At 62.6% G+C, this 20,303-nt stretch carries 32 protein-coding genes; all 32 read right to left on the reverse strand.

All coding sequences use genetic code 11. From position 1 onward, the window contains the following. On the reverse strand, positions 1-1,970 hold a 1,970-nt coding region (locus ACTQZK_RS11905), incomplete at its 3' end, for a phage head morphogenesis protein (protein ID WP_441899699.1). 100 nt (positions 1,971-2,070) lie between these two features. After that, positions 2,071-3,522, reverse strand: coding sequence for a hypothetical protein (locus tag ACTQZK_RS11910; RefSeq protein WP_441899700.1), 1,452 nt, complete (start codon positions 3,520-3,522; stop codon positions 2,071-2,073). Between the two features lie 3 nt (positions 3,523-3,525). Continuing rightward, positions 3,526-3,837: a hypothetical protein gene (locus ACTQZK_RS11915; RefSeq protein ID WP_343095454.1), complete on the reverse strand. Its 312-nt coding sequence runs from the start codon at positions 3,835-3,837 to the stop codon at positions 3,526-3,528. Between the two features lie 60 nt (positions 3,838-3,897). Beyond that, positions 3,898-4,176 carry a hypothetical protein gene (locus tag ACTQZK_RS11920; protein ID WP_417935921.1) on the reverse strand — a complete coding sequence of 93 codons (279 nt, stop codon included), beginning with the start codon at positions 4,174-4,176 and terminating at the stop codon, positions 3,898-3,900. A 13-nt stretch (positions 4,177-4,189) separates the two neighbouring features. After that, the gene (locus ACTQZK_RS11925) at positions 4,190-6,586 is read right to left on the reverse strand and encodes a terminase large subunit domain-containing protein (protein ID WP_441031759.1); all 2,397 of its coding nucleotides are present in this window, start codon (positions 6,584-6,586) and stop codon (positions 4,190-4,192) included. A gap of 71 nt (positions 6,587-6,657) precedes the next feature. Further along, positions 6,658-7,131, reverse strand: a complete 474-nt coding sequence (locus tag ACTQZK_RS11930) for a hypothetical protein (protein ID WP_441031757.1) — start codon at positions 7,129-7,131, stop codon at positions 6,658-6,660. Further along, positions 7,124-7,711, reverse strand: coding sequence for a GTP cyclohydrolase I (folE, locus tag ACTQZK_RS11935; RefSeq protein ID WP_441031755.1), 588 nt, complete (start codon positions 7,709-7,711; stop codon positions 7,124-7,126). The genes ACTQZK_RS11930 and folE overlap by 8 nt, the downstream gene beginning before the upstream one ends. 3 nt (positions 7,712-7,714) lie before the next feature. Next, entirely contained in the window at positions 7,715-8,530 is an 816-nt protein-coding gene (locus ACTQZK_RS11940; protein ID WP_441899701.1) for a 7-carboxy-7-deazaguanine synthase QueE, read from the reverse strand. Next, positions 8,506-8,892, reverse strand: a complete 387-nt coding sequence (locus ACTQZK_RS11945) for a 6-pyruvoyl trahydropterin synthase family protein (protein WP_441899702.1) — start codon at positions 8,890-8,892, stop codon at positions 8,506-8,508. Before ACTQZK_RS11945 ends, ACTQZK_RS11940 begins: the two co-directional genes overlap by 25 nt. Positions 8,893-9,223: 331 nt before the next feature. Beyond that, positions 9,224-9,679, reverse strand: coding sequence for a hypothetical protein (locus ACTQZK_RS11950; RefSeq protein WP_441031750.1), 456 nt, complete (start codon positions 9,677-9,679; stop codon positions 9,224-9,226). After that, positions 9,676-9,936 (reverse strand): hypothetical protein, encoded by a 261-nt coding sequence (locus ACTQZK_RS11955; protein WP_441031748.1) that lies wholly within the window; start codon positions 9,934-9,936, stop codon positions 9,676-9,678. The genes ACTQZK_RS11950 and ACTQZK_RS11955 overlap by 4 nt, the downstream gene beginning before the upstream one ends. Continuing rightward, positions 9,933-10,208: a hypothetical protein gene (locus ACTQZK_RS11960; RefSeq protein WP_343095450.1), complete on the reverse strand. Its 276-nt coding sequence runs from the start codon at positions 10,206-10,208 to the stop codon at positions 9,933-9,935. Before ACTQZK_RS11960 ends, ACTQZK_RS11955 begins: the two co-directional genes overlap by 4 nt. Next, positions 10,205-10,525, reverse strand: coding sequence for a hypothetical protein (locus ACTQZK_RS11965; protein ID WP_435546304.1), 321 nt, complete (start codon positions 10,523-10,525; stop codon positions 10,205-10,207). The genes ACTQZK_RS11960 and ACTQZK_RS11965 overlap by 4 nt, the downstream gene beginning before the upstream one ends. Further along, the gene (locus ACTQZK_RS11970) at positions 10,522-11,010 is read right to left on the reverse strand and encodes a hypothetical protein (protein ID WP_441031747.1); all 489 of its coding nucleotides are present in this window, start codon (positions 11,008-11,010) and stop codon (positions 10,522-10,524) included. Before ACTQZK_RS11970 ends, ACTQZK_RS11965 begins: the two co-directional genes overlap by 4 nt. Continuing rightward, positions 11,007-11,387, reverse strand: a complete 381-nt coding sequence (locus ACTQZK_RS11975; RefSeq protein WP_441031745.1) for a hypothetical protein — start codon at positions 11,385-11,387, stop codon at positions 11,007-11,009. The genes ACTQZK_RS11970 and ACTQZK_RS11975 overlap by 4 nt, the downstream gene beginning before the upstream one ends. Then, positions 11,384-11,971 (reverse strand): pentapeptide repeat-containing protein, encoded by a 588-nt coding sequence (locus ACTQZK_RS11980; protein ID WP_441031743.1) that lies wholly within the window; start codon positions 11,969-11,971, stop codon positions 11,384-11,386. Before ACTQZK_RS11980 ends, ACTQZK_RS11975 begins: the two co-directional genes overlap by 4 nt. After that, positions 11,968-12,282 (reverse strand): hypothetical protein, encoded by a 315-nt coding sequence (locus tag ACTQZK_RS11985; RefSeq protein WP_441031741.1) that lies wholly within the window; start codon positions 12,280-12,282, stop codon positions 11,968-11,970. Before ACTQZK_RS11985 ends, ACTQZK_RS11980 begins: the two co-directional genes overlap by 4 nt. A gap of 193 nt (positions 12,283-12,475) precedes the next feature. Then, on the reverse strand, positions 12,476-12,649 hold the full coding sequence (locus tag ACTQZK_RS11990) for a hypothetical protein (RefSeq protein WP_441032671.1): 174 nt from the start codon (positions 12,647-12,649) through the stop codon (positions 12,476-12,478). After that, the gene (locus tag ACTQZK_RS11995) at positions 12,646-13,503 is read right to left on the reverse strand and encodes a helix-turn-helix domain-containing protein (protein WP_441031738.1); all 858 of its coding nucleotides are present in this window, start codon (positions 13,501-13,503) and stop codon (positions 12,646-12,648) included. Before ACTQZK_RS11995 ends, ACTQZK_RS11990 begins: the two co-directional genes overlap by 4 nt. A gap of 2 nt (positions 13,504-13,505) precedes the next feature. Further along, positions 13,506-14,276 carry a pentapeptide repeat-containing protein gene (locus ACTQZK_RS12000; protein WP_441031736.1) on the reverse strand — a complete coding sequence of 257 codons (771 nt, stop codon included), beginning with the start codon at positions 14,274-14,276 and terminating at the stop codon, positions 13,506-13,508. Between the two features lie 45 nt (positions 14,277-14,321). Continuing rightward, positions 14,322-14,627 carry a hypothetical protein gene (locus tag ACTQZK_RS12005; RefSeq protein ID WP_343100140.1) on the reverse strand — a complete coding sequence of 102 codons (306 nt, stop codon included), beginning with the start codon at positions 14,625-14,627 and terminating at the stop codon, positions 14,322-14,324. A gap of 157 nt (positions 14,628-14,784) precedes the next feature. Continuing rightward, entirely contained in the window at positions 14,785-15,237 is a 453-nt protein-coding gene (locus ACTQZK_RS12010) for a hypothetical protein (RefSeq protein WP_441032675.1), read from the reverse strand. 15 nt (positions 15,238-15,252) lie between these two features. Further along, positions 15,253-15,537: a hypothetical protein gene (locus tag ACTQZK_RS12015; RefSeq protein WP_435546638.1), complete on the reverse strand. Its 285-nt coding sequence runs from the start codon at positions 15,535-15,537 to the stop codon at positions 15,253-15,255. After that, positions 15,530-15,961 (reverse strand): hypothetical protein, encoded by a 432-nt coding sequence (locus tag ACTQZK_RS12020; protein WP_441031733.1) that lies wholly within the window; start codon positions 15,959-15,961, stop codon positions 15,530-15,532. The genes ACTQZK_RS12015 and ACTQZK_RS12020 overlap by 8 nt, the downstream gene beginning before the upstream one ends. A gap of 20 nt (positions 15,962-15,981) precedes the next feature. After that, positions 15,982-16,164 carry a hypothetical protein gene (locus tag ACTQZK_RS12025; RefSeq protein WP_428280620.1) on the reverse strand — a complete coding sequence of 61 codons (183 nt, stop codon included), beginning with the start codon at positions 16,162-16,164 and terminating at the stop codon, positions 15,982-15,984. A 52-nt stretch (positions 16,165-16,216) separates the two neighbouring features. Beyond that, positions 16,217-16,516: a hypothetical protein gene (locus ACTQZK_RS12030; RefSeq protein ID WP_441031730.1), complete on the reverse strand. Its 300-nt coding sequence runs from the start codon at positions 16,514-16,516 to the stop codon at positions 16,217-16,219. Between the two features lie 51 nt (positions 16,517-16,567). Then, entirely contained in the window at positions 16,568-16,855 is a 288-nt protein-coding gene (locus ACTQZK_RS12035; protein ID WP_343095466.1) for a hypothetical protein, read from the reverse strand. A gap of 123 nt (positions 16,856-16,978) precedes the next feature. Beyond that, complete coding sequence (locus tag ACTQZK_RS12040; protein WP_441031727.1) at positions 16,979-18,280, reverse strand: replicative DNA helicase; 1,302 nt, start codon at positions 18,278-18,280, stop codon at positions 16,979-16,981. Next, positions 18,264-18,638 carry a hypothetical protein gene (locus tag ACTQZK_RS12045; protein ID WP_441032680.1) on the reverse strand — a complete coding sequence of 125 codons (375 nt, stop codon included), beginning with the start codon at positions 18,636-18,638 and terminating at the stop codon, positions 18,264-18,266. The genes ACTQZK_RS12040 and ACTQZK_RS12045 overlap by 17 nt, the downstream gene beginning before the upstream one ends. A gap of 20 nt (positions 18,639-18,658) precedes the next feature. Next, positions 18,659-19,123, reverse strand: a complete 465-nt coding sequence (locus ACTQZK_RS12050) for a single-stranded DNA-binding protein (RefSeq protein ID WP_441031723.1) — start codon at positions 19,121-19,123, stop codon at positions 18,659-18,661. 2 nt (positions 19,124-19,125) lie between these two features. Next, positions 19,126-20,001, reverse strand: a complete 876-nt coding sequence (bet, locus tag ACTQZK_RS12055) for a phage recombination protein Bet (protein ID WP_441031721.1) — start codon at positions 19,999-20,001, stop codon at positions 19,126-19,128. Between the two features lie 2 nt (positions 20,002-20,003). Further along, positions 20,004-20,282 carry a hypothetical protein gene (locus tag ACTQZK_RS12060; RefSeq protein ID WP_441031719.1) on the reverse strand — a complete coding sequence of 93 codons (279 nt, stop codon included), beginning with the start codon at positions 20,280-20,282 and terminating at the stop codon, positions 20,004-20,006. Positions 20,283-20,303: the final 21 nt, after the last annotated feature.

The raw sequence follows: 20,303 nt of genomic DNA on the forward strand, positions 1-20,303 counted from the left end.
GCGTGCGCAAGCTCACCGGGGGAGTTCCCTTCGGCGCGGAGGGCGGCGAACACCTCACGCACCGCATCCATAGCAGCCACGCGGGCGGCATCCACCGGGGACAATTCCTCGACAGCGGGAGCAGCCCACCCGGACGCGCACAACGCCAGGGCTTGACCATCCGCGACGTACTCCCGCCGCACGGGGAAGCCCGGGGTGGACACGGACAAGGCAGCGACGAGCTCCAAGCTGTTGCCGACGCGCCGCCAGTCACCAGATAGGGGTGCGGTCGCGGCTTCGCGGAGCTTCGCGGCGGGCGCGTCCTGATTCACCTCACCAGCGACCCAGATGCCGTGCTTATCCTCACCGGCGCGGACGAACGCCCAACACGACCCGGTCGTGTCGTAATGCTCCGCAGCGGCACGCACACCAGCGCGCACACCAGCATGACCACCACCCACAGTCAGACGGCCCACCGCCACCGGACCATCATCGGTGAGCACCGTGGACTGGTGGAAATGCGCGTACCCAGCCGCCGAACGGGGCGGGGTCACGCACTTACCGGGCTGACCGACGTGACACGTATCCCACAGCGCGAGGTGCCCGAACACACGCCCTTCCGGGGTGACGGTAATCGGAGTCGGCCCGTCCAGGCCAGGGTCAGCGAACGCCGCCGAATCATATTTCGGCAGGTCCAACACCGCACCAGCCGACGCGACCAGGCCGTCGGTATCCACCTCCGACTCGTCGCCGGTGAGTTGAATACCCACGTTTTCGAACGCGGGCTTCGCCACCAACGTCGCCGCCATGATCGTCGCCGAATGCACCTCCAGCCGAGGACCATCCTCCACCTCAAACGTGTCGGCAAGCATGTCGCACAAATCAACCGACGGGCGGATCACGCCCTTCTCCAGCAGGGCGATGACCTTATCCTCATCCGAGAAGATTGTGCCTTCCGCCGTGAACCCGTCCGGGGTGACCTCGCCCCGGTCGATGGTTCCGACGATACGGGACGAGTCGTGGCCCTCGCTCGTCGTTTCCTGCCACAGCAGTGGAAGGGGAAACTTCCGGAACCGGAACTCACCATCGGTCGTGAAAATACGACCATCACCGGTCGGCTCACCCACCGGGGCGAGACGGCCCTTCCACTCCAGGCCCTTCGCGCCACTAGCTGCCAACGCATCCATATCTAACTCCCTGATCTGTCGCTCTACGTCTCTCATACTATTGATCCGCGTCGCCCACGGTATGTCCGCGCCGATTTCATCCTCGACGTAGGTCGCGGTGCAGCGGCACTGGATCGTGTTCTTCGCCGAGCCGTTAGCCCGGTCGCCGGGGTAGCGCAGCAGCTCCCCACCCACCTCGAACGGCTCGTCCACCGGGCGGGTCTGCCCGTCCGCTTCGGCGTGCGCGACCCGCGTCCGCTCGTCATGAGCCGCCGACCACACTTTCACCATCGGGACACCAGCATCGGCGGTCATCGTCGCGGAAGCGTGAACCGCCGCCGTGCGGGCCTGATGAAGCTCCGTCCGGGCGATCCGCTCCGCCCGGCGCATCCACCCCTCATAGCCCCCTTCGGCATCCCACGATAGGAACTGCCTAACCAGCTCCCGCTGCTCGAAACTCCCGCCCGTCCCAGCCTTCGACAAGATACCCTGCATCGTCTGGAACACCGTGTCCTGCATTCCCACCACGAGGTTCTCGGTCGTGCGCATGTAGTCCGCGAACAGGTGCCGCCACGACGGGGATGCGATGATGAAACTGATCTGCGACGGGTCCACACCCGCGAACGTCGCGGGAAACTCCGCGAGAAGGTCAGCGACCGTCGCCGGGCCGGACACACCCGACGGCCAGGGGATAGCCACGTCCGGGGACACGAACCCCGTGTTCGGCGCGTCCGCCGCCGCCGTGGCGATGAACTCCGCACCCAGCGCGGGCATAACGTTCACCGTCACCTCCCCAGCCCATTCCTCACCGGCTGCGGTGATCATATCCACATCCTCCCGGACCGTGGCGATCCACTCCTTCACAGCAGCGGTGACGATACCGACGAGCTCGTCAGTCCCCCGGTTCGGCTCCGCGCTGAAACGACTACGCGCCACCATAATCACCCCCCGCCGTAACGGCCCGCAGCGGGGCACCAACATTCGAGCTAATCGGACGGTCCAACACGTTCTGCGGGAGGGTGAAACCCAGCACCTCCGCGAGGTAGGGGAACAACGACGGTGCCTTCGTCACCAACCGTTCCGCCAGGGCGCGGCGAGCCACATCCGAGTCCTTGTCGTCCGCGTCGTCCTCGCTGAACCCGAGTTCCCGGCGGAGCGCGGCAGCGGACAACACGCCACGGTCGAACGCATCCAATGCGGCCTGCGATTTATCCTGCTTCTGCGCCAACGCGGACATATCCGCCGCGACCGCGACACTCCCCGCTTCGCCCTCCGGCATGAACGGGCGCAGCACCGACTCGGTGAGACTGTCGCAAATGACCTCCACAAGCGGGCTAATGTGCTGCCGCAGCGCCGACTCGTCCACCAGGCCAGCGTTCCAGTGCGTCGAGTCGCCCATGCCGAGCAGCACCTCCGGGGGCACATCCAACGACAACGCTAGGCGGCGGATCGCCCGCTCCCGCGTGTCCACCGCCTTCGCTTCGATACCGGTGTCCAACGTCAAGTGACGGAACTGCGCCGCGTGCTCCGACGGAACCTTCACCACGATAGGGGTCACAGCGGCGGGCGAGTCCGGGTCGTCCTGCGCCGACTTCATTGTTGTGTAAAGACTCTTCGAGAACGAGGTCGCGTCGTCCTCTTGGGTCGGCATGGCCGGGCGTGGGGGAAGCCCCGGCGCGTCGGCGGCGCGGGGCGGTCGGCGGCGGGGGAGCTCCGCTTCGGCGGGGACAATCAGAATGCCGTTACCCGACACGCGCGACCGAGCAGCAGCCGCGATGATCCGATCCATCGCCCTGATCTCACGAAGCACCGGAAGAGCCGCCCGCACCGACGACCGCGATTCCGTCGGCTCGTTCGGGGACTTGATCCACACTTTGAACAACGACTCGGTGTCGTCGTTGATGATGTGCTTCTTCTCGCCCAGCTTGATCTCCCACTCGCCACGGATCGTTTTCGACACGTGATTCGTGGGGATCACCAACCACTGTTCCTCGCCCGTGTTGTCGTCGGTGATGATCGCGATGTAGAACTCGCCAACGACGGTGAGCAACGTCGCTGCGTGGCGCAGCAGCTCCGCTGTTCCCTCCGCACCGCCGCCGATATCGCGGACGATCTGCCGAGCCAGGCGGTTATCCGACGGGGAGTTGGTACGCCCAGTGTCGGGGTCCACATCCGCGGCGTACAAGCCCACCCGGGCGGCGGATGATCCGATCCACTGACACACCGCCGATAGCTCGCCGACGGTGTTATACATCTCCCAGGCTTCGGCCTGCCACGCGGTCTTTTTCTTATCGTCCTGAAACCCGCTGCTGTTGCTTTGCGGCACTCCGACTTCCATTTTCTTCACCGATGCGGTGAGACTGTTCAGGATGCCCACGGCTTACTCCCCCTTAGCGGTGTAGGCGGTGAACCCGTTGAGCCACGACATACCTGCGGCCATGCCGGGGATGCCCCACCACGCGGTGACGGGCCAGTCGCCGGGGACGGTGAGCCACGCGACGACGGCGAGGATGATCGCGACCCACACGCCGACGCACCAGGGGCAGTGGACGAAGTACGTCACTTGGGACTCGACTCCCCACCGGCGGAGGACGAAGTCTCGGAATGGCTGGAATATCTGGTCAGCCGTGATTAGCCGGGTGATGCGAGCGCCGAGCAGTGCGGCGCACACGATGATGATGACGTGGGCCATAGGGGGTCACTTCCTCTGATGATGGGTGAATGTAGCTCACGCTTAGACTATCAGCACCGGTCAGCCCACCAGTCCGCGTTGAACGTCGGCTAGGCGGCGGCGGAGTCGCCTATTCTCCGCACGGAGCTCGTCGGTGGTGGCGAGGATGTCCTGCAGCACCTCGAAGCCTTCCTCGTCCATGATCTTGCCGATCCGCCCCCGGTCGGCGGAGGTGAGCCGAGCATCCTCGGTCAGTGGTTTGCCACGGTTCATCCACGCGGCGGCGACGATACGCTTCGCCGTGGGGGACAGATCCGTGAACCGCATCTGCTCCCACAAGCCGATCGTGTAATGCGCCATGATCTCTCCCTACCTACCACTCGCCGGGGAAGGCAATGCTCGTGGTGACACCGATTGTTTTCTGGATGTGTTCGTACCCATTGACCATCGCATCTACCCGGTCGGGTGATGCCTGGCCTTGTTGCCATGTTCTCATTTGGTTCTCCAGCACGCGGTGCTCGCCGAGCATCCGCAGCCTGCCGGTTTGCGATGCCTGCCGGGCACCAGCCGCGCGGGCGGTCTTATCGCCCCTGGCTCGCCACGGAACCAGCCGGAACGGCATCCTATCCTCCACAGGCACCAAATCGAGAATGCCCAATGTTTCCTGCATCGCGCCGAGCCCATCGCCGCCACGCCCCTCGTCATGCCATAGTTGAGCAGCCGCGACGGTATCCCCGCCGGTCTGGCGGAGCAGTTCCGCCTGCCGGTGAATATCATGCCACGCGTTCTCCAGCACCGCCCGGTAAGTCGCCTCCGCCGTGAACGCCTCGTACACGATGTCGCCCGCCCCGGTGCTGATCGCGAGCGACACCGCTTCCTTCGACCACGTCGCCGAGGTCATCGGGGCCGAGTGGTCTTCCTCCACGATTACGTTGCCGTAGTCGTCCCAGCCCATGATTAGGATGCCCGCTTCGTCGCCCGTGCCGGAGTCCGAGGGGTCTACCGACACCACACGCCCGATGATGTCCGACGACTGGCAGCGGTGCTTGTTCAGATCCTCGGCCGCGAACAAACCTCCGGTGGTGGGGGTCGGCACGCCCTGATATAGGGCTGTCCACACGCGCTCGCCGACGCTCCGCCGGATCGTCTCGAAGTCCCTGCGGGAACGACCACGCGCCGACACCAACGCTTCGCCCGGTTGTCTACCGAGCGCATCGGGCACACCTTCCTCCGCCACCGCGGGAATGTTCACCACCCGCCATAGACGGTTCTCCGGAGTCTGTCTTAAATCATGTTGGATCAACCGCCCGGCGAGGTCGTCCTCATGCCAGCGGGTGTTATGGCTCACGAGCCCGTTGGCGATGAAGTTCTCCGTCCGGTCGATCTGCACATCGAACACGTCCTCCACCCCGCAGGGGGTGATGGACTCCACCTCGTCAGGAGTGACGTTGTAGGTAGTCAGCGGACCGTCGGAGGACGTCTGGTGACTTCCCGTACCCGACGGCGAGGTTGCAGTCGTTGCAGAGCAGGCCACGGACTCGACCGGTCTCGTGGTCGTGGTCGATGCACAGCTTCCCGTCCCAGTGGGCGCGAGTGTTCCCGGGCGTAGGGTACTCGCCGCAGACCGCGCACCGTCCCCCTTGCTGTTGCAGGAGTGCGTTGTACTCGTCGGCAGTGATTCCGTATCGGTGCTTGACTCGGGCGGCTCTACGGGATTCCGGGTTGGCAGACGGGGGCCGGTGTCCGTCTGCCCACCGTTTCCGGTTGTAGTGGGACATGCACATGCCCTTGCATTTCGCGGGCTTGTCACACCCTTCTGCGGAGCAGGTGACTCCTCGCCACTTTCCCCAGTAGCCCTCCGGATGATGTCGCCCGGCTTCAGGTCTCTTAGTCTCGTCCATGTTTCGTTGCCGTCCTTCACGGTCAGGAAGGGGTGCCGTGCGTTTGCGCGGACTTCTACACCCGATTTCATTCTAATCCGGTAGATGGAATCAGGGCCATTGTTTCGCCAGTTTTTCACCGTGGAGGTAGTCAACCGTCCCCCCTCATACGTCGCCACCTCATCACCCGGTCGAATATCCCGCAGTGGTCGCTCGCTCCCGTCCGCCATGAGGACGGGAGTGTCCCCCGTCATGCACATGATCAGGATCACAGCAGCGCCGGGGGCGAGACGAGTCTGCGCCACCGAAGTCCACCACTCCCAGACTTTCTCCCGCTCGCGGGCGGAGTCGGCCTGTTGCTGGTTCTTGAACGGGTCGTCAATCAGCAACACATCAGCCGCCCTACCCGTCAGGGAACCGGACACGCCGGATGCGTACACGCCGCCCTGCGCCCCGAGGACCGACCACGATGTCGCCTGCCGGTGGTTCGGGTTCAGCGCCAGGCCAAGGCGGTCAGGCATCGCCGCGCCCGACAGTGGATCAATAGCCCCCGAACCGTACTGGGCGATGATCTCACGCGAAGCCATGGCGTTACGACGAGCCAGCGAAGCCGCATACGATGCCACGACGATACGGGAATCGGGGTTCCGCATCAGCGCCCAGATGGGTGTCCAGATTGCCACGCGGGTTGATTTGCCTTCCTGCGGCGGCATGGTGATGATCAGCCGACCACCATCGCGGAGGGCTTTAGCGATTTCCTTGTCGATCAGCTCCAGGGCCGGGGTCTGTCGCATCTTCCGGTCCACGCTCATAGCCAACTCGCCGGGCGTGCGGAACCTCATGCGGTTGTTCTTGTTCCGCAGGGCGGTGACGGCGCGGCGCATCGCCATGATCCGCGCTTCTCCACTTAGCCGGTCGAATGCTCCGAGAATCTCCGACCGGGTTGGCTCTCGAACCACCGTTACACCTCCGACTCCGACTCCGTGTCGTGTTCCTCATCCTCCCGCGCGGCCCGGCGGAAGTCCTCCAGGAACTCCTCGACCAACTGATCAGCCAACGCCTCTTCCTCCTTGCTGACCGTGATTTCATGCTGCTGCGGCATGTCCAGCCCCATCATGCGACACCGACGCTCCGAGATGCGGATAGCGGTATTAATCGCGGGCACATCGCCCTTGTTGATGTCGGCCTGGAGTTTCAACTCGTAGTGGTCTAGCTTCCGGCCCTCGATGACACGCAGCTGCGCCGCCTCGTGCTTCGGTGTCTCTTTAAGGTAGGTGTCAATCTTGCCCCACACAGTCCGAGCGGTCAGGCCGAACTCACGACCGATCGCCTCATAGGACGCGCCCATTCGGCGTAGGCGGAGCATCTCTTCGATTTCCTGCAGCCGTTCTTCCTCGGTCATGCCGACGCGCGGGCCGGGGCGTTTCTTAGCCACGGCGACCACCGCCCACGTGCGCCGCCCAGAACGCATCCACATCCGCGCTGTCCCGCACTCCCCACTCGTTGAACGTCATGGTGTCGGAGCACTCGTCGCGGACTCCGCGGAGGGTCATACACCCATAATCGGCGGTGATTGCGCACGCGACCCACAGCGGGTTCAGCCGATCGGCGATAGCGTCCACGACTTGCGCGGTGATGTTCTCTTGGACTTGGAGCCGACGCGCGTACCCGTCCACCAGTCGGTTGATCTTCGACAGGCCGACGACCCGCTCGCCGGGGCGGGGCCGGTACGCGACCGTCGCCGTGCCGGTGATGGGCAACAGGTGGTGGGCACAGGTTGATTGCATGCGGATGTTCCGAACCACCACCAGCCCCGGGTTCTGGGGGGCGGTGAATGTCGTGGCGAGGTGATCCGCCGGGTTCTCCGTGTACCCGCCGAGCACATCCGCCCATGCTTTCGCCACGCGGTGCGGTGTGTTGTCGGTGTGGTCGCCCTCGTCAATGTTGAAGGCTGCGAGCAGCCCACTGATCGCGGACTCTGCCGCCATGATCTGATCCTCGGTGTAACTGTGCATAATCTAGTGTCCTTTGCTGTCGCCCCACGCGAGGGCGTGGAGTCGGTGCGAAACGTTGATTCCCTGCTCGGCTGCTGCGTCGCATATCGCGGTGAACCGGCGGGCCAGCAGCTCCGGGGTCGCGCCCTCCGGCATGACCCACACATCCCCACGGTCGCAGCCGTGCTCTAACGACAGATCAACCGCCCGCGTAACAGCTTCGGGAACGTCCTCGTCCCGGCCCACGTCGATAACCCACTTGAAGCAGAACGGGGTCTCCCACGTATCCCACTGCCCGAGGGTGGGGTTATGGTGCTGGTTCCGCATCGGAGCGCCGAGCTTCGGGGACACGGTGATGTGGTCAAACAATGGGGCGAGCTCATGGGGAACAATCGTGCCGTTCGTCTCCACATGCACCTCGCACCCGTGATTCTTCAACCGGACGAGCAGCGCCCTAAACCCGGCGCGGCGTGCGTGCATCAGCGGCTCCCCACCGGTGAGCACCACCATCGCTCCGTGGGGGATCTGCGCAACCACATCGTCCACCATCACCCGGGGAACGGTTGAAAGCGGGATGCCGTGCTGCCCCGTCGAATACGGGGTGTCGCACCACGAGCAGGATAGGTTGCAGCCGCCCAGGCGGATGAAGTGGCACGTCCGCCCGGCGTGCGGTCCCTCGCCTTGAATTGTCGGGCCGAACACTTCCGACACGGGTAGGCGCTCCACATTCGCTTCGGGATGCTGGTCGAGCCAGTCGAGCATTGCGGTCATGTAGTCGTAGTCCATCACAGCGTTCCCTTCGGTCGGTACGTCGCTCACGTCTTCGGAGTCTCCGACCACGACACCGCTATGGCGGGGAGCCCCATGTTCCGCGCGGTCTCGTACAGCAACCGGGTCATGTTCTCCGCTGTTGGGTTGAAGCCCACCCGGTCGTTCAGGTGCTGGTGGTCGAACTTCTCGTCCAACCACGCGCCGAAGCCCGCGAGAGCACGGTAGTCCAGGACGAAGCCAACGTCGTCCAACTCGTCGCCCAGGGTTTCCAACAAGGCCAGCAGCTCCTCGTTATCGTACGAGCCAATGTCTGCCGTGCGGTTATCCGCCAGGACGATCCGCGTTGCCTGATCCTCGTCCACGTCCACGACGTAGCAGTCCAACTCCGCGAAGTCCGACACCCCCTCTTCCGCCAAATCACGCGCCGCCATTAACGTGTGATTCCCAGCCAACACCTCCATCGGACGGCCCGTATGCGTCCCCCGGTTCACAACGATGGGTCGGAACTGCCCATTGACGCGCAGGGAGTCGGCGGTCGCTTGGACGTCGCCGCGGCGTGGGTTCTTGTGGTGGGTGTGGAGTTGGTTGGTGGGGATGGTTTGTGTGTGTCCGAGTTTTGTCATGGTTTGATGTTATCTTAATTTTTTGTTGTTTTGGTTTGTTGTTTTTTTGGGTGGGTATGGGTGAACCCCCGCGAGGTTTTGCCGAACCTTGTCGCGGGGGTTCTTGGTGATGGACTTGGTATCTCTCTGATGTGCCCCTTTATGGTGGGTCCTTGCGTTGCAGCGCGTTGGTGGACTCACCTGTGTGTGATTGTAGCAGGTGTGGTTGTGGTGTCTCTTCTGGTTGTCCGACGAGGCGGCGGACGATGCGGGCGGTAGGGTCTGATTGCTGCGCGATCTCGACTCCGTCACGAGCGCTGTCGAGACTCTGGCACCACATCGTCAATCGGCATCCGTTTGGATGGTCGATGTGGTTGCACTGTAAGTTTTCTCGATCGATGCCGTACTCCCACTGCATTCCGGCGATTTGCTCGGCCATGACCGGGGCGGCTGCGACTAGGGGTGCGATGTCTTCGTCGTAGACGATGGCGGGGCCTGCGTACCAGGCATCCTCGTAGTCATCCCATGGGTCGAAGACGGGCACTTGGCCGATTTCCCACGGGCGGGGGTAGTCGTCGCAGCTGAGGGTCTTTGCTTGGTCTGGCGTGATGGTCATTCTGTTTCCTGTTCTTCCATGCGGTTGAGGGCGAGGGCGAGGAAGGCGCGCCCCAAGTCTGCGAGGCGTTCCGGGGTGCTGTCTGTGTACAACTCGGCGACGATGTTTTGGTCTGCTTGTGGGGTTTCGGCGATCCAGCCGGATACGGCTGCGGCCTTGTGGAGGTCGGCTGTGGACACGGGGTGGCCCTCGACGATGTCGTGGAGGATGCGGGAGGTGTGGGCGATGATGTTGAGCCAGTCGGTGTTGGCGGTCATTTGAGGTCTTTCAGTAGGTCGTTGGGGACGCAGCCGCTTAGGCCGTGTGGGTTCTCTTCGGCGTACACCTCGGTTTGCCCTGGCGGGCATTGCAGTGTATCTGTCGTGTATGCCAGGCATCCGCCGAAGCTTCCTAGTATTAGAGCCCCGGCTATGGCGGCGGTGATGGTGATGCGTAGGATGCGGGATCGGCGCTCGTCCCAGGTCGCTGCGGTTCCGATTGCGATTCCCGCTCCGATGCCGATGAGCGTGCCGTAAATTGCGAAGCTCATTCGACTACCTCCGGTTTGGATACGAGTCTGCGGACGATGCGGTATTCTGCCCAATCTGGCGGTGGCGCTATCCGTCGCGCTTCTTCTTCGCTGTTGAACCAGCCGACCTCGAATGTGTGCGCTGGCGTGTTGAATGGCGGCTCCGGTCGCCTACGGTTGCCCCATCCGGTGTAGTGTTTCCAGGCTCCGTTGAGGTGGGCTTGCGGGGCGTACTCCCACTGCATCCCGGCGATAGTGCGGTAGGCGCGGCGCTCGATTCGGTTAGCGTCCGGTTTCTGTTCCAGGCGTGCGCGTGCCTGTTTGGGTGTGATGGTCATGATTGATCCTTTGCGAGGTTGTAGATGTGCCCGGCTGGGCGGGGTACGAGCTGCGCAGCGCCGCGCTGCTCGAGGATCGTGATGGGCGACTGTAGTCGGGCGTAGACGCGCCACCCACGGTCGCCGTGGTGGTGGGCAAGGTCCTTGAATGCTTCGGCGGCTTCGTATGTGGATTTGGGGATGGTTACCCGGCTGCGTTCTGGTTGACCACCCCGGGTGCGGGGCAACCACAGCTCGGCGCGGTACGCGGGCATGAGGTCGCCGTCCGGGGCGATGGGGCCATCTACTGGCTCCCATGGGGTCACTTGGCGGGACATGAGCGCCGTGAGCCGATCGGACGGTCCGCCTACGATGTCGGCGTAGATTTCGCGGGCTTCCTGCTCGTCTGTGTACCAATGCCAGTACTCCGGCGACTGCCACTGGAGGTTCCCGTCCTGGTCGACACCAAGCGCCGTCGTGGCTCGATACTCGGTGTAGATAGTCACTCGATTTCCTCCCAGTCGCTCACCCAGCGGCGGACTCGGGTGCCGGGCGGGAAGGCGACTTTCTCAATGCCCTCGAAATAGACTCGACTACGCCCGTCGGCGGTGTATTCCTCCGGGTCGGCCACCACGGGCGTGCCGTCCGGGGTCCAAGCACGGGGCAGATCGAAACGGGGGGTTACTGCTGTTGCGGGCACGCCTTCTAGCAATTCGCCGTCTACGGGGTCAAGCAGCACCACCAGTGTCTGCTTGTATTGCTCGGAGTAATAGGCACTAACCACGATCCAGGCTTCTATGGATAAGTCGCACCACATACCCCGGCATTGTTCGAGCTCTTCGGATGTCATGTCCGCAAGCGTGCGGGGTTGTTTGTCGGTCATTGGTTGTTCTCCTTGTCTGTCCACTTTTCGGCGAGTGTGGGGATAATGTCTTCGTGGTCTTGCATGTGGAGGTCGCATAGGGTAAGCGCGGCTTCGATGTAGGGTCGGCGGCGGGTGATTTCGTCGCCTTCGGCTTCTGGCCAGCCTTGGTCCTTTGCGATGAGGTCGCGTAGTTGGTCGGGGGTGCCGTTCCAGCAGCCGAGGGTTATTCGCCAGCCTTCGGGGGTGGGGGTGAGGTGGAGGGTGCCGCTGGGTAGGTGGTTGATTTCTAGTCCGCCCCATCTAGCGTAGTGCAGGTTAGCGCCGTACAGGTCAGCGCCGTACAGGTTAGCGCCGCTCAGGTCAGCGCCGTACAGGTCAGCGCCGCGCAGGTCAGCGCCGTACAGGTCAGCGTAGTACAGGCTAGCGCCGCGCAGGTTAGCGCCGCGCAGGCTAGCGTAGTGCAGGTCAGCGCCGTACAGGTCAGCGCCGCGCAGGTCAGCGCCGCGCAGGTCAGCGTAGTGCAGGTCAGCGCCGCGCAGGTCCGGGAGCTTATTGTCCTCTCGTGCGCTTTTCACAATGTCAAGCACTTCTTCACGATTCATTTCTGGTTCCTCTCCTGGTGGTGAGCAGTAGCAAGTAGGGCGAGGGCGATGGTCTTTACCGAGCTGGGAGTGATGTCTATTTGTTCTATTTCCCGTGGGCCGTAGAAGGTCCCGCCGTATTCGGTGCTCGTGACGATGACCTCTTCGACCTTGCGCTGTGGTCGGTACGGCGGGAGTGTGATGGTGATGGTGCGGGCGATTTCGTCGGCGTGGTGAATGGCTTGGGCGTGGGTGCGGAAGTTGGTGGCGGTGCCGTCTGGTTCGTGGACGGTCCAGCGGCCGAAGCCTCCTCGGCGGATTGTGGGTCTCATGAGAAATCTTTCAGGGTTATCCAGGATGTGAGAGCCATCCCAGCGGAAAACATGGTTAGTAAGTTGAGGTCATCGTGGAGGTCGGCACCGCTGCATACTGTCTCGGCGATGATCGCCAAGGCAATGGTGAACACGAGGTGCACCGCGAACCTGGAGCGGTACCGCACGCGGAGTTTGCGAGGGTCGAGGTACGTCACTTTCCACACCTGGCCTTCACGGCGCGGGCGATGACGTTCGCGAGCATCGCGGTGGCGAGCTCGGCGGATGCTGTGTGAGTCTTGGTCCCGGGCTGTGCCTTCACGGCGATAATCGCCGCCGTAGTAGCGATGGTGATGTAGGTGGCCATTCGGTGTCGGTTGATGCTCATTGCTTGTCTTCCTGTTCTGGTTGGTGATTCATGATTCGGATGTACGTGCGCTCCTGGATGGACTTCACCCGCCCGGTAAGGTATGTACGGACCCGGCTCCCGTCCCACCCGAGATGCCGCGCCGCTTCGGCCATGCTGCCGTAGTGTGCGACGAGTTCTCGGAGCTTCGCGAGCAGCTGGTCATCCACCGGGATGCGGGTCTTGTCGATGTTTCCCGGGTTGTCGTCGCCCAGGGGCGGGCGGTCGCGGTGCTCGTTGGGGTCGTCGATGTTGTCCCACTCCATCGGGAGCGCCCAGCCCTGTCTCGCGACGCGGTAGTGCGGTTTCTTCACCGGGAGGGACGATAGACGGCTGTAGGTGTCGCGCAGGCTGATCGCCGTGCGTCGCTGGACCGTGGGCCACCTCTCATGCTGGATGTGGAGGATCGTGGGGAGCGATAGGCCGCTGTCGGTGGCGATGTCGCTGACCGTCCACCCGGCGGCGCGGAGGGCGCGGATACGCCGGGCGAGCTGCCACGTGCTGATCTTCTGAATGGACCGGCTCGGCGGGGTTCCCAGGACCGCGTTGTGTGTGCGCTGCTGGATCGCCGTGGTGTTCTCGTTGAGGATGCGGTCCACGGTCTCGGTGGATAGACCGGATGCGGTCGCGACTCCCGTCCGGGTCGAGCCGGTCTGTAGTAGCCAGTTGATATGGTTGCAGGCCATGACGGGCGAGACTTTGTGGTGAACCGCGCCGTGGAGGTAGGCGTGCTTCTTGCAGTACCCGACTTCGCGTAGGGCGTGGTTCGGGCACTTGGGTGATGCGCAAATGTCGGCATGGGGCGGCTGTTCGGGAGTGGCCTTCTTGGCTTCCATAATCACTGCTCCTTCCATTTGGACACTGTTGTTTCGAGATCATCCGCGTACGACAGGTGGTGTGCTGCGGCGAGCTGGTGAATACCCTCAACCGCGGCAGTTTTCGCCGGTTCCTCCTTGAACGTCAGTTCCGCGAACTCGTCCAGTGTGAGGTGCTTCCCGAGCGCGTCTACCACCAGACCGCGGCCCGTCGGCATCAGGTACACCGTGCCCAGGGGCGTGTTGGAAAGCACCGAGCCGCACCACGACAGTCCGGACAGGTTCGAGTCCGTGAGGTTCGTCATCGTGAAGTTCGCATACGTCGCGCTGGAGTTGCGGAAGTTGCACTTGATAAATCCTGCTTTTTTGAGGTTCGCGAGGGTCATGGTCGCGCCGTACAGCTCGCAGTCGAAGAACATGGTGTTCTCCAGATTCGTGTTGATGAACACGGTGGTTTGGAGGGTGCAGCCCTCAAACTGACTTCCGGTGAAGTCCGCGCGGAGCGCGTCGAGCCCCCGGAAGTAGCAGTCCTTGAAATCGTTCTCGCGCATCTCCGCGTCGGTGGCTCCGAGGAACTCGAATCGGCATTCGGTGAAGGCGGTGCGGGTGAACCCGCCGTCGGCTAGGTCGTTTCCGTAGAAGGTGCAGTCGACAAACTCGCCGCCGGTGATGGTGATGTCTCCGAGGTTCACGTCGGTGATGGTGTAGCCCTGGAGGGTGAAGGTCCCATCGGTGAGCCGTGCTTTCTTGATTGCTTGGTTGAATTGAACAAGCCCGTCGATGACTTGTTTCATGGTGGTGCCTTTCTGTGGGTGGCCCGCCCCGGATGGGGCTTTGGGTTAGTGGATGATGATTTCTTCGCCGGTTGCGGTGTCGAAGAACGCATCGTCGATTTCTGGGTCGAGCTTCAACTCGGCCATGCGGTCGTTGATGGTCCAATCGGTGCCGTCGGCGTTGGTGATGTCGAGGATGGTTCCGAGTACGGTGTAGGTATTCACCCCGTTCTTCTCAACGATGGTTCCGCGTTCTGGGTTGTTTGGGTCGGTGCTCCACTTGATTTGTGCTTTGGTGCCGTGGAGTCGGCGGGCGATGGTCCAGGGGGTGTGTCCTCGGTAGGTTCCGGTCTTGGTAACCATGGTGATCATTGTGGGCTGTCCTTTCTGTGGTGGTGGTTAAGGTGTTTCCTTAACCTGTAACTATAGTATATACCATCTAGTCATGTCGTACAAGTTATTTTGCAACTTTTTTTAAAAAACTTTGACATTTTTTCGCGACCATCAAACACGCAGGTCACGCACACAATTATGCAAACACCTCCCGACCGAACAGCAGCATTTGCAGCACATCATCCGCCTGCGCCGAGTCCGAACACATCCCATACAGACCCTCGTAGTCCCGGTCAGTCAACCGCTGGTTAAACTCGTCCACGAACCGCCCCTCACCCGGCAGACTAATCTCGTTGAGCCGCTCAAATAGCCGCTCGAAAGTCACCACGACAGTCCGGTCCACAAGCTCGAACCGCACCGTGTTCTCGTCCTCCATTGTCACCAGCTCCCACCACGACCAGTAGACCCCGGTGGAAATCAGCGACTCCAGCAGTAGGCGGGCATACACGTCACCCAGCATGTCGATGGTCCCGACCGCCATTCCATCGGCGATATGCTCGGCGTGCCACCGAACCAGCTCGTCCTCGTCGCGCTTATCGCTCGTCATCGTCGCGAGGGTCGTTATATAGGGCAGTTTCGGCAGTTTCATTGTGATCAGTCCTTCCTAGAACTTGTTGGTCTTCCTGTATTGCATCTTCTCGATCGTGGACAAGCGGCTCCACATCCATTCGCGGGCGGGGCGCTGCGTCTTGTCCGTCTCCGGGTGCGCGAGCATGATGTGTCGGAGCTCGACGGCGCACTGCGGCCACCGCTCGAATGGCGCGTGGCACAACTCGCTCAACACATCCACCATGCGGCTCCGCAGCACGCCAGGGTCATCTGGCGGGTTCATCAGGACGGTGCGGAGCTCGTCGCGGGCGCGGGACTCCGCGGGGTGCGGGCTAGTCATCCTCGCCCCCATTCCGCTCGTCCTCTGCCCGGTGGTGCGCGATAGCCGCGACCAGGATCGCCAGCAGCTCCGGGCCAGCGACGTGGAACTCGTCCTCCGCTTCCTTGATCGCCCAGCTAACCGTCTCCGCGAGCATCGCCAGCAACTCGCTCGGGCTCGTGGTGGTCCAGTGGATAGACCCAGTAGACTCGTCTGCGGACATATCCAGGTGATAGGTCATGACCAGCGACGGGCCAACGTTCGCGGCCATAGCGCGCTCGCGGTCGTTGCGTACCCACTGGCCGTTCAGCATCTCGCCCACGATGATCGTCGCGAGGTCCTTCGCCGGGGCGTTCTTGTTCTCGTCGCGTCCGATGATCTCCGCGATGATGTCGCGAAGCTCGTTCGCGCGGGGAGCGGGTTTGGTGGTGATTTTCTTGCTCATGGTGGTATGTCCTCCCTCTCTTAGTTCATCCACAGTGGGCTGAACCAGTGGAACAGCAACCAGCCGAACGTGCCGCCGATGATGATTAGGGCGATGAACACGACCCAGTCCATGATGGTGACGGGTTCGTCGTAGTAGTCGTCTATCAGTTCGTAGTCGTAGCTGCTGGTGTGTCGATCTTCTGCGCGGTGCTTACCGGCCATGATGTTTTCCTTTCTGGAGTCCCGCCCCGGGGGGGCGGGGATGAATGGGGGGTTAGTCGTCTTGCATGATGGACTCGAACATGCGGGCGATGGTTTTGACCATTTGCACGTTATTGAGGTGTGTGTCGATGTCCTGGAGTGGGGTGTCGAGGATGTGGAACTCGATGGTCTTGGTGAAGTTCTTGACGGTCATCTCGATTCGTGTGTTGTCGATGTTCCGGCACGCGATGCGCCACATGACCGGCGGTTCGCCTGGTTCCATGTAGTCGGGGTCTAGCTCTTCGCGAATGAGGACGTAGCCGTAGGTTTCGAATGTTGCGACGTTGTCGAACTTGTCGATCTCGATGGTCATGGTGTGCTTCTTACTGTGTTCCCGCCCCGGGGGGCGGGGTGAGTGGAGGGGTTAGTTGGTGGCGATGATCTGCTGGAAGGCTTCGGCGATCTGCTTCACGTTTTGCAGTTCTTCGATCAGCTTGTCCATGTCCTCGACCTTTGCGGTGGTGCTGGCTGCTGCGTAGCGCAGTTCGTTGGTTGCGAGGTCGATGTGGAGGGTGCAGTTGGTGTTGAAGTTGCTGGTTACCCGCCATTCGACGCTGCCGTTGTCGTAGGTGTTCTTGGTGAGGGTGTGGTCTCCGGCGGTCCAGTTGGTCTGGTTCTCGGTGGTGGTCTTTTCGATGATGATGGTGCTCATTGTTTCTGCCTTTCTGGTGGTTGGTTACGGGCCTTTCCCTTAACCTGTAACTATAGTATAGGTGATATGGTGGTGTAAGTCAAGTAAAAAACGAAAAACACTTAAACTTTTTTCCGAACCGCCCTACTGATACCCGCCCGGCGACCACTTCTGATCCATGAACCGGCAGTAATGCAGCACCGGCGTAAGCTCCACGCTTCCCAGCTGACCACTGCGGTTCTTCGCCAGATCAACCGTCAAATCACCACCATCACTCCGCGACAGCAACAGGACCTTATCCGCGTCCTGCTCCAGCGCGCCCGACTCACGGAGGTGGTGCAGCCGCGGCGCGCCATTCATCTCCGCCTGCCGGGACAACTGCACGACCACCACAACCGGACAGTCCAGTTCCTTCGCGAGCATTTTCAGCGCCCGGCTGTACTGCGCAATCTCAATCTGCCGCGACTCAACCTTTCCCACAGCGCTAATCAATCCGATGTAGTCCACGACCATCAACCCCAGGGGGCGCTCGCGAGCTAACCGCCGAGCCTTCGCCCGAATCTCCGCCATTGTGATCCCCGGCGCATCATCCACCCACAAGTGAAGGTTGCTCATATCGTCGGCGTGATCCGCGAGCCGCTGCGCTTCATCATCCATCAGCGTCGAGTGCGTGAACCGCCCGAGGTCGATGGAGCACTCGGCGCTGATCGCCCGTGCTGTCACTTCCTGCTTGCTCATTTCTAGGGAGAACATCAACGCCGCCCGGTCGGTGCGGGCGACGTTGCGGGCGAAGTCCAGGGCGAGGGTCGATTTACCGATACCGGGCCGGGCCGCGACGATGATCATTTGCCCCGCCCTGAGCCCGCCCGTGATGGAGTCCAGGGACTCGAAGCCCGACCATGTGATCCGCCCGGTGTCCTGTCGGTAGTAGTCCCGCGTCGCTTCGAGCATGTCGCCCACCATTGACGGGGCATCGGACACGCTGACCGTCCCTAGGTTGTCGAGCTCGGCGCGGGCCTGCTCCACAACCTCGATCGGTTCGACTTCGGGCGATTCCGATAGCTGCTTGATCTTCGCCGCGGCGGCGTACGATTCCCGGCGTAGGTAACCCGCCCGCACGCGCTCGGCGTGGTACATCGCGGAAATCGGAGTTGGGGCCTTTGAGATCAGGTCGAAGATCAGTTGGGCGACATCTCCGATCGTTCGCCCGGAAGCGGCGTTGATCCGGTCGGCGAGGAACACAGGGTCAATCTGCGCCCCCTCCGCTTCCATCTGCTCGATTGTCTCGAAAACGAGTTGGTGATCCGGGCGGTAGAACATCTGCCGGTTCATACCCGAGGACAGAATCTCGGCGGTAGCATCGCGCGACTGGATCATCGCGCCGAGGACGAACATTTCCGACTCAACCGGTGTGAAAACGTTGTCCGATTTACTTGTCCGCTGCATTCGTGTCCTCGCTTCCGGTGGTGGTGATTTCGAGCCACATTCGCGGCTTCTGGCCTTTCTCGTGGTGATGGATCCTGGGCATGATCTTGGTCATGTACTCGCTCGTATCGTCCGGGACGATGCCCGCATCGACAAGCCCGTCCCAGCACGCTTTCGCCGTGGCGACGAGGTTGTCCTCGTCTCTGCGGCGGTTATCCGGCGGTAGGTAGTGGAGCCGGGTGGTGATGTGGCCGAGGTTCCGGGGGACGGTCGCGCGGGCGCGGTAGGCTGCTTCCTTCCGCACCGCCGCCACCGCCGCCGCCTTCTTCGCCCAGTGTCCCCGGTCGTTGAGCGACAGTGGGGGGCGGGTGAACGACATGGGGAGGTTCCAGGACCGCATCAGAACGGCGGCTCGTCGCTGTCGAACCCAGCCGCGCCGGTTCCCCCGCCGGTGTTGCCGGACGGGGTGGAGCCCCACGGGTCGCCCATGTCCGCGCCGGGGGCCGCGCCCGCGCCGTCGCGGGTCTTACGGCACTTGACTCCGATGGATGATGCGCGGCACTCCAGGCGGCTCCGGCGCTCGCCCTGCTCGGTCGTCCACGACCGCTGAACGAGGTTGCCGAACACCATGACGACTGTTCCCTTCCGCACCTGCTGGCCAACTGCTTCCGCGCCGTTGCCGAACAGCGCGACGGGAATCCACGTCGTGGTTCCGTCCACCCACTCGTTCGCTTCCTTGTCGAACCGGCGGGACGTGCTGGCTACGTCGAGGGTGACCCACGGCTTGTTGTCCTGTGTGTACCGGACTTGCGGGTCTTCCTTGACTCCGCCCTCGAAAAATAGGGGGTTCTCTCCCTGCTTCATGTCTACTGCTCCTTGTCGGTTGTGACGGTCTCGCCGTCGATGATGGTGGTGTCCTCGGCGGGCTGCTCGGCCTGCTCCGGGGCCTTGTCGGCTGGTTGCTGCCCGTTCTTGTCATTATCGCCGCTGAACCGGCGCGTGGCGATTTGCGAAATGCGGTTCATCTCACCCACCTGCCGGGCCGCGTTCGCCCGCTTCCACGCCGCCTGCAGTTCCTCGCGAGTGCACGTCTCCGGGTCGAACCCCTCCGGGTGGAGGGAATCGGTACGCGGCGCGGCGGGACGCTCCGGCTCCACAATGTCGGCCTGAACCTCGTCGTTGGTGTAGACACCGGATAGGTCGAGGGGGAACGCGGACCGGAGGGCGAGGGCTGCGGCGCACTTCTGCAGCATCAGGGCGGGCTTCTCCTGCCACATCGTGTTCGGCACCTTCTTGCCAAGCTTCTTATCCCACCGGGTTCCGACGTACTCGCGGAACAGGGCGACGGCGGGGAACCGCTCGCCGTTACGGACCACGACGGACTTCGATGCCACCGGCGGCTCGTCCGCGACCCACACGTCATGCCACACTCCGTCCGGTCCGCACCACAATGGGTCCTCGTATCCGAGCGTTCCGTGCGTCCGCTCGGTGGTGCGCTGCGCGACGAGTCGGAAGCCGTCGATGCCGGTCTGGATCGTCCAGTTGCCCTGGCGGTTGATCATGTAGATCTGCCGGGCGAAGGGGTCCAGGCCGGTCCGCTTGCACGTGTGGAAGAACACCTGAATCTCGGCGGGGGCTGCGCCTTGTAGGCCGATGGATCGGAGTGCTTCGATCTGCACCGGTGTGAAAGTGTCCTGCTCGGCGGCGATGGTGAGGGATCGGCTGCTGTACTGGTCAGTCATGGTTAGCTGTCCTCCGTGTTTTCGACTTCGTCGGCTAGGCGGTGGAGTGAGTCACCGGTGACGCGGGCGAAGCGGGCGAAGTCTTCGGGGCTGTCGAACATGGCTGCGGTGTAGACCATTGCTCGCATGATTTCGTTGCGGCACTGTAGGTCTTCGGTGTTGGTGCCGAGTCCGTTGTCGGCCATAATGTCGGGGAGGTTGTTCCTGACGGTCCCCTCGGGGTCGAGGATGTAGGGGTGGTTGTCTGGGTAGCGCTCGTATGGCGCTTCGGGGTTGAGCATGTTTGCCTTTCTATGCTGGTC

The organism is Paraeggerthella sp. LCP19S3_G8 (genome assembly GCF_052119225.1).
Taxonomy (GTDB): domain Bacteria; phylum Actinomycetota; class Coriobacteriia; order Coriobacteriales; family Eggerthellaceae; genus Paraeggerthella; species Paraeggerthella hominis.